At 48.1% G+C, this 14,497-nt stretch carries 15 protein-coding genes; 4 read left to right on the forward strand and 11 right to left on the reverse strand.

Annotated elements, in window-relative coordinates; translation table 11 throughout:
* Positions 1 to 126: 126 nt before the first annotated feature.
* The 3 genes from D1831_RS14345 to D1831_RS02280 all read right to left on the reverse strand — a co-directional run bounded on the left by D1831_RS14345 (position 127) and on the right by D1831_RS02280 (position 3,330).
* A complete protein-coding gene (locus D1831_RS14345) occupies positions 127 to 276 on the reverse strand; it encodes a hypothetical protein (protein WP_158610632.1) in 150 nt (49 codons plus the stop codon).
* Between the two features lie 865 nt (positions 277 to 1,141).
* Positions 1,142 to 2,134 carry a D-2-hydroxyacid dehydrogenase gene (locus tag D1831_RS02275; protein WP_125071260.1) on the reverse strand — a complete coding sequence of 331 codons (993 nt, stop codon included), beginning with the start codon at positions 2,132 to 2,134 and terminating at the stop codon, positions 1,142 to 1,144.
* 2 nt (positions 2,135 to 2,136) lie between these two features.
* Positions 2,137 to 3,330: an aminotransferase class I/II-fold pyridoxal phosphate-dependent enzyme gene (locus D1831_RS02280; protein ID WP_125071262.1), complete on the reverse strand. Its 1,194-nt coding sequence runs from the start codon at positions 3,328 to 3,330 to the stop codon at positions 2,137 to 2,139.
* Between the two features lie 45 nt (positions 3,331 to 3,375).
* On the opposite strand from D1831_RS02280, the gene D1831_RS14350 reads away from it, so the two are divergent.
* Positions 3,376 to 3,588, forward strand: a complete 213-nt coding sequence (locus D1831_RS14350; RefSeq protein ID WP_125071264.1) for a hypothetical protein — start codon at positions 3,376 to 3,378, stop codon at positions 3,586 to 3,588.
* A gap of 143 nt (positions 3,589 to 3,731) precedes the next feature.
* Positions 3,732 to 4,361: an HAD family hydrolase gene (locus D1831_RS02290; protein ID WP_125071266.1), complete on the forward strand. Its 630-nt coding sequence runs from the start codon at positions 3,732 to 3,734 to the stop codon at positions 4,359 to 4,361.
* A 1,037-nt stretch (positions 4,362 to 5,398) separates the two neighbouring features.
* Here the strand turns inward: D1831_RS02290 and D1831_RS02295 are convergent.
* The 6 genes from D1831_RS02295 to D1831_RS02320 form a co-directional block, all read right to left on the reverse strand.
* The gene (locus tag D1831_RS02295) at positions 5,399 to 6,217 is read right to left on the reverse strand and encodes a DUF6681 family protein (protein ID WP_125071268.1); all 819 of its coding nucleotides are present in this window, start codon (positions 6,215 to 6,217) and stop codon (positions 5,399 to 5,401) included.
* Between the two features lie 3 nt (positions 6,218 to 6,220).
* Positions 6,221 to 6,718 (reverse strand): hypothetical protein, encoded by a 498-nt coding sequence (locus D1831_RS02300; RefSeq protein WP_125071270.1) that lies wholly within the window; start codon positions 6,716 to 6,718, stop codon positions 6,221 to 6,223.
* A 210-nt stretch (positions 6,719 to 6,928) separates the two neighbouring features.
* Positions 6,929 to 7,714, reverse strand: coding sequence for a MurR/RpiR family transcriptional regulator (locus D1831_RS02305; protein ID WP_125071272.1), 786 nt, complete (start codon positions 7,712 to 7,714; stop codon positions 6,929 to 6,931).
* Between the two features lie 541 nt (positions 7,715 to 8,255).
* The gene (locus tag D1831_RS02310; RefSeq protein WP_125071274.1) at positions 8,256 to 9,542 is read right to left on the reverse strand and encodes a PTS sugar transporter subunit IIC; all 1,287 of its coding nucleotides are present in this window, start codon (positions 9,540 to 9,542) and stop codon (positions 8,256 to 8,258) included.
* A 334-nt stretch (positions 9,543 to 9,876) separates the two neighbouring features.
* A complete protein-coding gene (locus D1831_RS02315) occupies positions 9,877 to 10,332 on the reverse strand; it encodes a Fur family transcriptional regulator (protein WP_125071276.1) in 456 nt (151 codons plus the stop codon).
* A 90-nt stretch (positions 10,333 to 10,422) separates the two neighbouring features.
* Complete coding sequence (locus D1831_RS02320; RefSeq protein WP_125071278.1) at positions 10,423 to 11,001, reverse strand: guanylate kinase; 579 nt, start codon at positions 10,999 to 11,001, stop codon at positions 10,423 to 10,425.
* A 155-nt stretch (positions 11,002 to 11,156) separates the two neighbouring features.
* Here D1831_RS02320 and D1831_RS02325 point away from each other — a divergent pair, with 155 nt between their 5' ends.
* On the forward strand, positions 11,157 to 11,306 hold the full coding sequence (locus D1831_RS02325) for a hypothetical protein (protein WP_125071280.1): 150 nt from the start codon (positions 11,157 to 11,159) through the stop codon (positions 11,304 to 11,306).
* Between the two features lie 100 nt (positions 11,307 to 11,406).
* On the opposite strand, the gene D1831_RS02330 is transcribed toward D1831_RS02325, so the two are convergent.
* Complete coding sequence (locus tag D1831_RS02330; RefSeq protein WP_125071282.1) at positions 11,407 to 11,826, reverse strand: bis(5'-nucleosyl)-tetraphosphatase; 420 nt, start codon at positions 11,824 to 11,826, stop codon at positions 11,407 to 11,409.
* Positions 11,827 to 11,878: 52 nt separating this feature from the next.
* Positions 11,879 to 12,697: a PfkB family carbohydrate kinase gene (locus D1831_RS02335; RefSeq protein ID WP_125071284.1), complete on the reverse strand. Its 819-nt coding sequence runs from the start codon at positions 12,695 to 12,697 to the stop codon at positions 11,879 to 11,881.
* Positions 12,698 to 12,966: 269 nt separating this feature from the next.
* On the opposite strand from D1831_RS02335, the gene D1831_RS02340 reads away from it, so the two are divergent.
* Positions 12,967 to 14,367 (forward strand): amino acid permease, encoded by a 1,401-nt coding sequence (locus D1831_RS02340; protein WP_125071286.1) that lies wholly within the window; start codon positions 12,967 to 12,969, stop codon positions 14,365 to 14,367.
* Positions 14,368 to 14,497: the final 130 nt, after the last annotated feature.

The following is a 14,497-nucleotide window of genomic DNA, read 5'->3' on the forward strand; positions in this document are numbered from 1 at the left end:
TTATTCGGATTTAACAGCCCAAAAAGCAGGCTAGATTTTTTTACAAATCTAGCCTGCTTAATAAAAAAATGTTTTACTGATTATTATTAATGATTATAACCAGTTCTAACCCCAACGCTAATCAAACTAATTTTTCTTCGACTTTTCATGGATAATAATCGCCACGTAACCGCAAAACGTTAACACTAACACACCCCACAACGCGTACGCGGTAAAATCGACCATCCTCGGTCGTGCAAACCACGCCACAACTAACCCCATCTTGATTGGCAACATGTTAACCCCTACTTTCCTGATGTAATGGCACCAGTCTACCCGTTTCGTGCCACCGTCAAAAGCGGTGTTTATTTAGAAAATTATGAAAGATTCTCATTAAGGGGCATCACTCGGAAGCAGCGACCACCCCATAAAGTTCAAAGCTTGCACTACCTTGTATTACGCAACTTTTACCTAAACTAATTACCCTAGTTTGTTTCAAACTCAGCTTATCGATTCCAAGTTAGTTCGCACTTTCCAGCCCCCCGGTCGGCGTGGACTGGGTCCTGAACTTTGGGCACAAGCTTGAGCCCAAAGTTCAGGTCTCAACCATTGGCCTTTTACTAGGCCGGGAAAAGACCCCGACCAAGTGAAATTTCACCGCTGGGACCATCCACGCGCTCCCTCCAAGCTTCAATTAGTCGTTGGCGAGCCGTAGCCACTAATTTGCTTAGTCTTGATAGCACGTTGTTTAAAATATAGAAATTTCAAAGTGGCTATAACGTTGCATAAAAATAGCCAGTAAATTGGAAAAGGTAACTCCCAATTTACTGGCTATGATAACTAAACAATCCCTCAAATTATTCGAGTTAGAACACCCAGCCTAACCCACTAAACTGCACGTTCAATTTAAATAACGTTAGACCATTTAAGGGTCCGGAGCAGTTTTGGTATATCGCTGTGAGATTGTTGTTGGTCGCGGTCATTTCGCGATTGACAACCAGGCCAGCTTTTGAGATGATTCCGGGTTTGGAATTAGCTCAAAAGTGGGTCCACAGCTATCTATGCCAAGGTGCTGCGCCGGGCGCCGGGTCCTAACGCTACAACACGGATCAATATCTAAATAACTGTTTAGATTAAAAACGATAATCCGCCGATTTGCTTATTAGAAAGCGTGGTCGGTTGATTTGCCGTTTAAAATGGCAAGCACGTCGTCAAGACTAATATCAACCATGTTCTTGACCGCTAAGTTGGTGTAAAAACCCACGTGGGGCGTGATGATAACGTTAGGCATCTGCATTAGTTGGGCAACGTTGGTGTCTTGTAGCACTTCACCCTGGTGATTCTGGTTAAACAACGCCGCTTCACCTTCGACCGTATCAAGGGCGGCTCCGGCAATTTCACCAGCCTTTAAGGCGGCAACCAGGTCATCCGTCACGATAACGGGGCCCCGTGAGGCGTTGATGATGAACGCGTCGTTTTTCATGATTTTGAACGCGGCAGCGTCAATTAAGGATTTCGAAGTTTCGTTAAGGTCAACGTGTAAATCAACCACGTCGGCCCGTTTTAAAAGCTCTTCCTTGGTATCAACGTAAGTCAAAACGTCTTCTAATTCGGGATGACGGACCACGTCGTAGGCGATCACTTTAGCCCCTAAGCCGTGGAACAAGCGGGCCGCCGTACCACCAATCCGACCGGCACCAATGATTCCGACCGTTAGGGAACGAATTTCACGGGCTTGCAATCCCGCCCACTGGAAGTTTTGCTGGCCCACCCGGCTGTCAAAGAGTTCCAGGTTGCGAATCAACCGCATCGTTTGTGCGACCGACATTTCGGCAACCGAGTTGGGTGAGTAAGCTGGTACGTTGGTCACCGTTAAGCCGGCCTTCTTGGCAGCCGGAATATCAATGGTATCGACCCCGGCCGTCCGACTGGTTAACTGTTTGATTCCCATGTCCGCTAGTTTTTGGTAAACACTGGGATCGTCACCAATGGCACTCCGTTGTTGAATGACAACCCCGTCGTAACCCTTGACTAAATCCGCTGTCTCGGGGTGAAATTCTAAATCGTTGGTATCGACCTGTACGTTATTTTTCTGGGCCCATTCCTTAATGGCCGCCTCTTCATCGTCACGAACACTGTACATTAAAATTTTCATTTTTACTTTGCCTCCGCTGCTTTTTGTTCCACGTATTTACTAATGCGTTCAACCGCCGTCTTTAAATTATCCATTGAAGCGGCGTAACTAATCCGAACGTAACCTTCACCACCGGGGCCAAACGAACTCCCCGGAATTAAAGCGACCCGCGCTTCGTGGGCTAATTCCCGGCAAAAGGCCATGCTGTCCTGGGGTAAGCCCGCGGGAATTTTACTGAACAGGTAAAAGGCCCCTTCCGGCTTGGCCGATTTGAACCCAATTTTATTTAGCGCTTCGTACAAGTAGTCACGCCGTTGCTGGTACTCCCGCTTCATGTCCTGACCATCATCCATGCCGTTGCTCAACGCTTCGGCAGCCGCGGCCTGCGCGTTAGTGGTCGTTGAGGTGACCGTAAACTGGTGAATCTTTCCTAATTGCGCCGTTACGGCCTTAGGTGCGCACATGATCCCGATTCTCCAGCCAGTCATGGCGTGAGACTTCGACACCCCGTTAAGTAAAATGGTTTGTTCCGGTAAGTATTTGGCAATCGAAACGTGGGCTTCGCCGTAAGTTAACTCGCTGTAAATCTCATCGGATAAAACGAAAATCGGTTTGTCGGCTAAGACCGCGGCTAAAGCTTTCAAATCGTCCTTGCGGTAAGTTACCCCGGTTGGGTTGGACGGGAAGTTTAGGACGACCGCCTTAGTTTTCGGGTGGGCCGCCAAGGTTTCCTTTAACATTTCCGGTGATAAGACAAAGCCGTTCTTAGACGTGTCCATAAAGACCGGCGTCGCGCCGTTTAACTTGGCAATCGCAATGTACAGTGGAAAGATGGGGGTTGGGATCAAGACTTCGTCACCGGGGTTCAAAATTGAACTCAAAGCGGTGTAAATCCCCCCGGTCGCACCGGCGGTAATGATCACTTCACTCGCCGGATCGTAGTGGACATCGTACTTCTTTGCCAAGAAGTTGGCCGCCGCCGTCCGTAACGCCATTGTCCCGTTTGACGGAGCGTAGTGACTTTCATTATTTTCGATACTTTGAATGGCGGCCTGCTTAACGTGTTCCGGCGTATTGAAATCCGGTTCACCAAGTGTTAAGCGCACGATTCCGGGAATGTTGGCAATTTCCGCGTTAAAAGCTAAAATATCGGACGGTTGGATCGCGGCAATCTCGTGATTCATATTTTGAACTAAAGTTTCTGGACTAATTGACATGTGGGTTCCTCCCAAATTTGATTAGTTGGTGCGAGCGTCACGTGGGTGGGGGCAAAAAAAGACGCACCCCTTGAAAATTCAAAGGGTGCGTCACTAAAAAACACTTTAATTAGCCACCCTTGGAATTTTCAAACATCCATGGGCGCCGTTCAATCACAAAAAGCTTTTGGCAACCGCATCGATGCAAACATCGAGTCCGTGTTTGCACCTGATACAGCCGGCACAAACACTAGCGAAAATACCAAAAGTAAAAGCTAGTTGAAGTTTTTATGTGATTTAACGGTAATGACATATCATTAGCTCCTCATCAATTGTTAATCTAACTATAACGATTCAAAGAATCACTGTCAAGGTCCAATTTGATATACTAGAGACAAACGACTTAGAAGGGATGATGCATTTTGACTTACCAAGCACTAATGTTTGATATTGACGGCACCTTGACCAACAGTCAGCCAGCGTACACACTCGTGATGCGCCAAGTTTTACAAGAATATGGTATCGGTTTCACCGCCGCTCAGGCCCAGAAAACTTTTCCGATGGCCGCGGAACAGGCCATGGCCGAACTCGGCATTCCCGCCGACCAGTTCGACCACTTTCAGGCCCGTTACGAAGCCGTTATGGCCGACCACTATGGCGACATTCAACTTTACCCGGGAATCGAAACGTTGTTTGCTAACTTGCCCCAAGAACTTAAACTAGGCATCGTTACCTCCCAACGACGTAACGAAATGGAAACTGGCATGCAGCCCCACGCGACCGTCATGTCCAAATTAGCCGTTGCCATCAGTGCGGATGACACGCCCAAACGCAAACCGGACCCGCTACCGCTACTGACCGCCCTGAAACGGGTCAACGTCGCTCCCGACAAAGCCCTCTTCATTGGTGACTCCCTCAGTGACGAACAAACCGCGGCGGCCGCGGGCGTTGACTTTGGCCTTGCCGTTTGGGGCATGGATCCTAACGCGGCTCACCAACGCGTGGCCCACCGACTCAACCACCCGGACGACGTCTTACAACTACTCAAATAATTAACTGCCCGGTGTTGCTGACCATTTTACGGTCAGCAACACCGTTTTTTGGTTCCAGCTCTTTTACCAATCAAAATCTTAATTACTTTATTCAATTGCTTGTTTTACAATTCCAAACTAGTGCACACTATTAAATCCGCTATCAGGAACAATTGAGTTAGTTAACACACACTTCAGAAAATTTAAAAGGATTCGAAACCTTCGCTACCTAATTCCATTACCCGGCACCTGCTAACTCAGTTGACCTAGCTTGTTTCAAATTCCGCCTATCAATTCCAAGTTAGTTCGCACTTTCCAGCCCTCCGGTCGGCGTGGACAGGCCCGGAACGCGGTGGGCACAAGCCTGAGCCCATAACCCAGGTCTCAACCATTGGCCTTTCACTAGGCCGGGAAAATACCCCGACTAAGTGAAATTTCACCGCTGGGGCCATCCACGCTCTCCCTCCAGGCTTCAACTAGTCGTTGGCGGGCCGTAACTACTAATTTATTTAACCTCAATAGCACGTTGCTTGGAATACTTGGTTTTAAATGCCAACCGGATTAGGTTTCGCTCACTAACAATAAATTATCTTTAATCTATTACGCCTAAAACTTTAAAAATTTTCATAGCGTTGCGTAAAAATCGTCAGTAAGTTGAGAATTTCTTTCTCAACTTACTGACGATTTTTAATCCAGTGAAACTAAATTCTAGTTATCTTAGAAATAACAGGTAATTCCCAAAGTTATTCCAATTAGAATATTAATCCTAACCGACTCAACTACTTGTCCAATCTAAATAATGAGATTCCATCTAGGCGCCCGGTGAAGTTTTGGCATATAGCTGTGAGATTGTTGTTGGTCGCGGTCTTTTTGCGATTAACAACAAGGCCAGCTTTTGAGATGATTCCGGGCTTTGGAATTAGCTCAAAAGTGGGCCCACAGCTAGTCATACCAAGGTACTTCGCAGGGGGCCGGAGCCTAACGACAGCCACCGTGGGTCACTACTCAAATAATTGTTCAAATCAAAAAAGAGCCGTAAAAACGACTCTTTGATAAAACTATTCAGCGCGATCTTCGTAAGCAACCTGGGCGGTGACTTGGTAGTCCCCCGCCTGTTCGATGGTCGAAGTGCGGCCCGCAATTTTTTCCATCCCACCGGTGATAACCGTGGAAGCTAGGTATAACTTGTAATCTTCGTGAGCGTCGTGGACGTCGGTTAACCCCACTTTTTTAATGTGACCAACGGGACGTTGATCCATTTGGTTGATACCGGCGTAGATGACGAGCCGGTGGTTTTCAAGTTTCAATTGTGAAAACGGAATTTGAATGCCTTGGCCAATCGCGTAGACCGGTTCACCGGTCGCTTTAGCTTGGCGCATAATGGCACCGTCGCTTAGGCCACCGTAATCCAAACGAACGATGTTAGCCGCTTGGAGTTGGTCAACAATTTGGTGAACGTTATCCTGCTCCGCGCGCGACGTTTTAACGGTGGCGGGTAACAATTCCTGACCATCGAAAATACCGTTAGCTGGAATGTACGGTTGTTGTTGATTCCGGTGAGCACCCTTTTCGGCTTCGAGGGCTTCCTTAGGCTTGCCACCCAATAACTTTTCAATTTTCGGAGATAAGTCGTACTTGGCCGTTTTGTTGGTAAAGTAGTAAATAAAGTTCAACGTGATGAAGTAAATCAAGGCTAAGAAAACTAGCAGGTATAAAATTCCCCGCAACCACGCTCCGTTTTGAATTAAGCGAATCGCGACGTAACCTAAATAAAGGTTACCAGCAATCCCAATTCCAATGTAGATCTGGTTTTTGATCTTGACGTTCACGTTAACGTAACCGAGTGCGTGGTTGATCATATCTAAAATACTAAACATTCACTATTCGCCCCCGTCACTAGAAGCCGTATCGTCCGCGGATTCCGTCGTCGTTGCGGCACTAGACTGTGTCGTGCTGGATGACGCTGCCGATGAAGAGTCGTCGTCATCGTCCGTTGAACTAGCCGCCGAACTGCTGTGCGTGGTAGAACTACTGCTGGTTTTAGTCGCACTGGAACTAGCTGCCGAACTGCTGCTTTCATCGGTCGTTGAACTGCTATCCGTGCTTTGATCATCGCTGCTAGAAATTGAGCTCTGATCATCACTTGATGAATCGCTGCTCGATTTATCCGACGCTTTTTTATCACTGGAGCTATTATCTTCAGGTTTGTTTTTATCACTGCTACTTGATGACGATGTGACAACTCGACTAGTACTGCTAGCCGCCGCACCGTTCACCGTGTGGGTCGTTTTATTGACCACCACGTTCGTGGCACCAAGTGCTAACACGATCGATACAATTGCAAATGGTGAAATAAAGGGTGGTGTTCGATATGCCATCAGTGTCATTCCTTTCTCGTCATGCCGTTTGTTATCTCAAATAATAATTAAACCATGGACTGACTAAGAATGCATTAATTCTGCCACAAATTAATAAACTCTTTATGATGGCTAAAAACAATTCACCAATCAGCCCTAAAATAATCAAAAAGAAGTGTGGCACCACCCACCCGCTTGGATCGGTAGTGCCACTTTCCATCAACCACCATGTTAGCGCATGTTCTCCTGCGTATCAATATTCGGGTCCGTCACGTGTAACAGGGACGAAACCCGCCGAATCAATTTTTCAATCAAAAACAGGGCCGGGGTCTGAGTCGTAACGTTAGCTCCAGCAACGTTTTGGACCGTTGCAAAGTAGGTCAGGGTCAGTTGCGCCATTTTGGCAACCGTTGAATTAACGTTATTGGTGATCGCAATTACCGGAATATCGTGCTTCATAAATTCCGCCATGTACTGGATCACTAACCGGTTTTCTCCCGATACCGAACAAACGACTAAACACATTTCCTTAGCTACGGCCGAATTCAAATTAACGACGGGACTATTTAGCGGATCGTTAATTGCTAACGACATGTTAACGAGCCCCGAATAGGTCAGGGCCCCAAACTCCGCCAAGATACGGGACGTCCCGCACCCGAACCAGAGCACCTGTTTGCGGTTAAATAAGAGTTCGGCGGCCTGGTCGATTTGTTGCTGGCTGCTAGCCGCGTCCGTTTCCATAATGGACCGCACGATTTCCCCACTGTCTAAATCGGTTGGGTAAGCGTGCCGAGCCGCCTGGTTATCGAGGTAGAGTCGGAGTCTGGTCTTGAATTCCGACCATCCCGAACAGTCAAACTTTTGGCAAAAGCGCTGAATGCTGGCCGTACTACAATAGGTAGTTGCGGCCAAATCCCGGATGCGCATGTAGATGACCGTATTCATATTTTGAACGATGGCCCGGTAGATAATCATATCCGTTTCGGTCAAGTCCGGTGTGTGGTCCAAAAATAACATTGTCGTCCCCTCCTAACAATGGTGAGCCGTAATACCCGTTACGTCTATTTTAGCCGTTCACGTACCGGTGCCGCAAGCTTTAAATGGAACCGTTTACTAGTCCAGTCACGAATCAAGCGTGTTCACAATTAAGCGTGTCCTTAGTCCACCATTCAACGACTCACTAAAAATCAGCGCACCAGCGTCCAAGACGTTCGGCAAAGTTTGACCGTTACGCGGTGAAACAGTCGCAGCTAGGTTTAGCACCGTCCTGTTAACGTCAGTCCAATTCAAATGATCCGCTTAGTTTCGCGGATTATTCCGAACCAGGTCACTTTCATCCACGTTTTTGTAAGCGCTACCACAATTTACCTAATTGATAACAATAGTTGTCACAATTACGTCAATATGAAACAAATATCTTTTATGATACAACGCGTAACAATCAGCCCGCTCACCCCACCGTTATTAAGCAAGGTGGGGCCCAAAAAACAAAAAGCATAAATGACTCGGCTGAGTCATTTATGCCCTTGGCTTTCGGTATTAACGTTTTAAAACGTGCTTACGCAGTTGCTTCTTTAGCAGCCTGTTTCTTGTCGCGCCGCGTTTCCATCGCGGTACTCATGTAAACGAACGGTGCGTAAATCACGGCGGAAACGACGATGTTGATGGCGGCAATCACGCCCCCCTGCCAACTAGCGGTCGCAATTACGGCCCCAATAATTGGCGGTGTGACCCAAGGCGGCATGTTGGAGCACGCCGGCATGAAACCGGACACCGTTGCGAAGTACGCGATGCTGACACTGATCATCGGTGCCAGGATGTACGGTACGAACAGAATTGGGTTCAACACGATCGGCAACCCGAACGCGAGGGGTTCGTTAATGTTAAAGATCCCCGGTGCAGCGGCAAGCGAAGCAACTGACATGTACGGTTTGTTGCGGCGACCAATGATAAAGATCGCAATGATCAACCCAATGGTAACCCCGGTCCCACCAAGGTTAACGAACGAATCCATAAACGGTTTGTTAACCACGTACGGAATTGGTTTGCCCGCTTTTAAGGCGGCCGCGTTAGCCTGGATAGCCGGTGCGTTAATGGTCTGCATAAACGGTTCGATCATGTTGGCACCGTGGAGTCCGAAGAACCATAGGAACGGCGTAATAAAGGCAATCAGTAATGCGGTTGGGTAAGTGTTGGCCATCCCCATGAATGGTTGTTGAACAGCCTTGTAGAAGGCGGTCACCACGTTTTCAATGTGCATTGCGTTAAGTAACATTGTCACAAAGCCGAAAATTGTAATCGTAAAAATAGCTGGTAATAATGCGGCAAATGAACGCGCAACGGCTGGTGGCACCCCGTCCGGCATTTTGATCTCGAACTTATCAACGTTGGATAACCGCCGGAAGATTTCGGCTGAGAGCAACCCAACAATCAGGGCAACGAATAGCCCGGCTGAGTCCATCCCCTGCGCACCCCCGACAACGAAGAAGCTCCCTAAGGAAATAATCCCGGCCGAAATACCGTCTACGTGGTAAGAAGTTGCCAGGTTGTAAGCAACTAAGAACGCGATAAACAGGGATAAAACAGCGAACGTCCCGTTCCAGATGTTACCGCCAAGCAACGTCCAGACGTAGGACCCGCCGATTTTTTCGCTAAAGACCCCGTTCATGAAGTCTTGGAAGCCAGGTATCGGCAGATTATTGATCAATACGGCAAAGGCACCCAGAATCATTAGCGGCATGGTGTACGCAAAGGCGTCCCGCACGGCAACTAAATGACGCTGGTTACCAATCTTACTTGCGACTGGTAAGAAATACTTTTCCATAAAAGCAATAAAGTGTTTCATTTTTTCGAACCTCCTTTTCTTATATCTCGCTTGCACATTATTTATACCATGATAGCGGTTTCATTCTCAACGATACTTGTGACACTTTCCCGTATCAGTCTAGTAAAACCCGGATAAAATCAAAAAGAACTATCCAATTACGGTTAATTACCGTCATTAACCCGAACTAATTTGAAAAAAATGTTTAAAATAATAGATAAATACTGTTTTGTAGGTACTTCTTAGTATCTCCACTGACCAGACCATTTAGCCAAACAAAAACGGCCCCCGTGCACGCGCTGCACAGCGGTCGTTTGACGTTAGGATGCCGTTTTAAATCCTTCTATATTAATTGTTATTTGCTGAGTGACTTGGACGCTCCCAGCTTGGCCGTACAGTCGGCACACAACCCGTAAAACTCGATCCGGTGACCAGTGATCGTACAGCCCGGTAACTGGGCCTCAAACGCGTCTAACGGACACGCATCCAACTCCTGCACCTTGCCACAGTTGGAACAAATAAAGTGGTGGTGGTGCTGGTGTTTGAAATCGCACTGGTACTTGACCAGCGTTTGATTGGCCTGCGCTTTTAATTCTAATAGCCCCAGCGTCTCAAATTCCTTAACGTTACGGTAGATCGTGTTATGGCTCATTCCCGGAAACAGGGTCCGCATATGCTCGTCAACTTCAGAAATCGCAACGTAGTGGTCTTTATAAGTCACTAAATAATCAATCAGTGCTTGCCGCTGTTTGGTGATCTTCAGCTGATTACGGCGTAGGATCCCGACGGCCTGTTCAATTGTTGTGTCCATGCGGCGCAACACCTCCCGTTAGCCGGTTAACTTACCAGCTAAATCATAATCATTACTATTTAGTTTAGCATAGCAACCGCGGAAAAGAAATTAATTTGCCGGCCCGTTCACCGACTGGTACTGCTTAATTAGGGCGTCCAGCTTTTGACGGGTGACTTGCCAATCATCGTTCACTAACGGCGTGGCGTGCCCGACTAAACCGGCGGGTAACTCCTGATCACGCTGGTACTCCTGACTTGCGACCCGTTTTTTGATTCGGGCCGGGTGGTCGCCGCGCTTCGTTAACCGTTCGACTAAGGCCCCTTGATTCGGAACTTCTAAGTAAACGACTACGGCTTGTTCCCCGAGCTCGCGGGCGTAAGTAATTGCCCCGGCCGTGTCTAAAACGATACTGATCAACGGGGATTTTTCCCACGCCGCCGCCAAGCCTTCCCGTGAAGAGCCGTACTGGTTACCACTGTACGTCACGTGTTCTAGGTAGTGCTTAGTTGCAAAGCTGGCCGGGGTCTCAAAGTAGTAATCCTGGCCGTCGACCTCCCCATCGCGCGGGGCGCGGGTCGTGTGCGTGATGACTTGTGGAATTTGGTAGTGGTCCTTTAAATAGTGGCTGACCGTAGTCTTACCGCTCCCCGTGGGACCAGTAATTACAAAAACACGTTTGGTCGTCATTGGTTAATTAATCTCCTTATAAATACGTTAAGTGTAAAGCTTTTCATTTGCGTTAAACCGGGAATGCTAGTATGATATAAAAATTGTAAGGTTCACAGATGATGAAAGCATCTCGTAGCACAACCCAACAATTTTCATGAAGGGAGTTTTGTCAAATGAAATTTCAAACAACGAACAGCTGGTTCAGCATTGTGTTAGATACACAACGCCAATTATTTGTTGCAACTGACAAACTTCATCCAGAATTGTCCGCTGAAGGCGTAACAATCGAAGATGCAGTTGCAAACTTAAAAACTCAAGCTTAATGTTAATCACAACTTTAAAATTATTTTTTAAAAGTTTAGTTTAAAAATTACTGGTCACCGCTTATGCGACGGTACCAGTAATTTTTTTTGCTTTTTTCGGTTAATGCGCTTTGGACTCGATGTAATCGTTGGCCTGATCCAACATTTTTTTCAGATTATCGTAGGTCAACCGTTTGCGGGCGGTCGCGTAATCAAACCAGCCAATCGCACTGATTTCTTCCTTTTGACGGGTCACTACCACGCCGGTTGGAACTTTGCTGACGAATAACGTCACCTGCTTTAAATTTCCGTTGGGTAAGTCGTATTCGGTGTACGCCTTAAAATTGGTATCCAGCTGCACGTCCAGCTGAGTCTCTTCGCGAATCTCGCGTTTAGCCGTCTCCGCCAAGGTTTCCGTTCCTTCCAAGTGGCCCTTAGGGAAGCCCCAAAAATCACTGGTGGCACTTTGTAATAATAAATAAGCGGGGTGACCGTCTTTTTGCTGGTAAACCACGGCCCCACTAGCTACTTCTGTACTCATGAAAGGTTCCTCCTAGGTTTTTAACTACCGTTTAGTATAACATTTTTCAACCTTAATTTAAGGAGAGAATCGCCCGCAACATCCGTCCTAAGGCCACTCCCTGTCGCGGATCGGTTCGGCGCTGATCCAGCGTTTCACCGACCGCCACGTTCAACCACTGGTTAGCGAGCTCCAGACTGCGGGTCAGCGAGAATCCCCGCCCCATTAACCCGGCGATGGCGGCGGCGAGGGTGTCCCCCGTCCCGTTATAGTGCCCTGGCAGGCGGGGCTGCCCTACAAACTGAACGTCGCCAAACTCGTCTAGCCAGGCGCAGCCAATGTGATCGTCACGCTCCACGTCGGTAATCACGGCGTGGGCCCCCGGCTTTAATAACGCCTGTAACGCGCTTAGCGTTGGCTTTAAATCCGGGTGGCGCTGGTACGGCAAGTCGGTCAATAAGCTGGCTTCGGTCACGTTGGGTAAAATGACGTCTGCCGTTTTAATGAGTTCACGCATCGCGCCCACGTAAGCCAAATCAAAACCACTGTATAATTTCCCCAAATCCCCCAAGACCGGGTCGACGACGAGTAGCGCCAACCGTTGCTCTTCCAAATAATCCTTTAATAATCGGCACAGTGCCACCGACCCCACGTAACCGATCAGGGCCGAATCAAAGTGCAGCTGAGCGTCCATCCAATGTTTAAACACGGCGGGTAACCAATCCGATAAGTCAACGACTGCTGGCCGGCCGTAACCACTCGTATGGGTGGACAGTAGGCTGGTTGGTAAGGCCGCGACGTCGTACTGCATGGCGGTTAAGACGGGTAACGCGGCGCTCAGGGAGATCCCCCCGACCGCGGATAAGTCCTCCGCCACTAAAATTGCTGACAAAACGATTCCTCCCTTACAAGTGCTTACTAAAACTAAGAATATGTATGTTAAACCATTTTAGCTATCATTCTAGCAGAATCCCTTGAAACTGTAACCTGCTGGCAATTAATTGTTTTAAAAAACTGGCGGTTAAAAAGGTCGAGTTCTTAACAATTAAAAGCCAATTCTAATTGACTTTTAATAATTGTTCAAGGTATCATATTAGCATAGTAAATTGTCAATTGTTGACAAAGCACTGTTAATAATAACCAAAAAAGGTGGTTCATTCTATGGGGATTCGTCAGCGCATCTTCCAAAAGGAAAACTTGGAGCGCTATTTACAAAAAGATAGTCAATTTGAACGAACCCTAAGCGCGGTCGACCTGATTGCACTCGGGATTGGCGCCGTTATCGGGACCGGGATCTTTATTCTCCCCGGCACGGTCGCCGCAACGAAGGCCGGTCCGGGGATCATCCTCTCCTTCGTAATTGCCGCCATCGTCTGTGCGGTCGCCGCGATGTGTTACGCCGAATTTGCTTCGGTCTTGCCGGTTGCTGGTTCCGCGTACTCGTATGGTAACATCGTTTACGGTGAAATGGTTGGTTGGATCATTGGTTGGGCGCTCGTTTTGGAATACGTCCTGGCCGTGGCCGCGGTGGCGGTCGGTTGGGCCGCCTACTTTAATTCGTTCATCGCCGGCTTCGGACTGAAGCTTCCCAAGGCCATTACCGGCTCGTTTGACCCGGCCCACGGAACCTACGTGAACCTGGTCGCCATTTTAATTGTTTGTTTAATTGCTTGGATCATTGACGAAGGGCTGAAAACTTCGGTCCGTTTAAATAACATCATCGTCGCCGTCAAATTAGCCATTATTGTCATCTTTTTACTGGTCGGTGCCTTCTACGTCAAGCCGAGTAACTGGAGCCCGTTCGCGCCGTTCGGGGTCAGCGGGATCTTCAAGGGGGCCGCGGTCGTGTTCTTCGCCTACCTCGGCTTTGACGCCGTCTCGTCGTCGGCCGCCGAAGTTAAGAACGCCAAACGCAACATGCCGATTGGGATCATTGGGACCCTCGTCATCTGTACCATTTTCTACATTTTAGTCTCAGTCGTCTTGACCGGGATGGTTTCTTATAAATTGTTGAACGTGGATGACGCGGTCACCTTCGCCCTTCAACTCGTTCACCAAAACTTCGTTGCCGGAATCGTGTCCCTCGGCGCCCTCGCCGGGATGTTTACCATGATGGTTACCACGATCTACAGTAGCTCCCGCCTCCTTTACTCGATTGGACGGGACGGTCTGTTACCAAGCTTTTTAGGCCAAATCAACAAACACCACGCCCCCAAACACGCCATGATTACCGTGACAATTGTGATTTCAATTCTCGGTGGTCTGGTTCCGTTGGGGCAGCTGACCAACTTAGTTAACATCGGGACCTTAATTGCCTTTACCTTCGTTTCGTTTGGGATCGTGCTCTTACGCCGGAACCCCAAGCTCAACCAGATCAAGGGCTTCCGGGTACCTTTTTATCCCGTTTTACCGGTTGTTTCCGGCCTGCTGTGCCTCTTTATGATGACCCAGTTATCCATGGAAACCTGGTTGGCCTCGTTAGTTTGGTTCGTTCTCGGCCTAATCATCTACTTCAGCTACGGCGTCCATCACAGCAAGATGAATCAGGATATCACCAAATAGTGCGGTTTATTAATTGCATTTCGACCGCCTTGGTTCTAAGCTAAACTTGTCGCGGTGGGCGGTATTCACCCGCCGCGGGCCATACTAATACAATCAACGCACCGTCCGGTTGCTCATTACGAGTGACCGG

The sequence above is a fragment of the Lactiplantibacillus garii genome (assembly GCF_003885105.1).
In the GTDB taxonomy this organism is placed as follows: Bacteria; Bacillota; Bacilli; order Lactobacillales; family Lactobacillaceae; genus Lactiplantibacillus; species Lactiplantibacillus garii.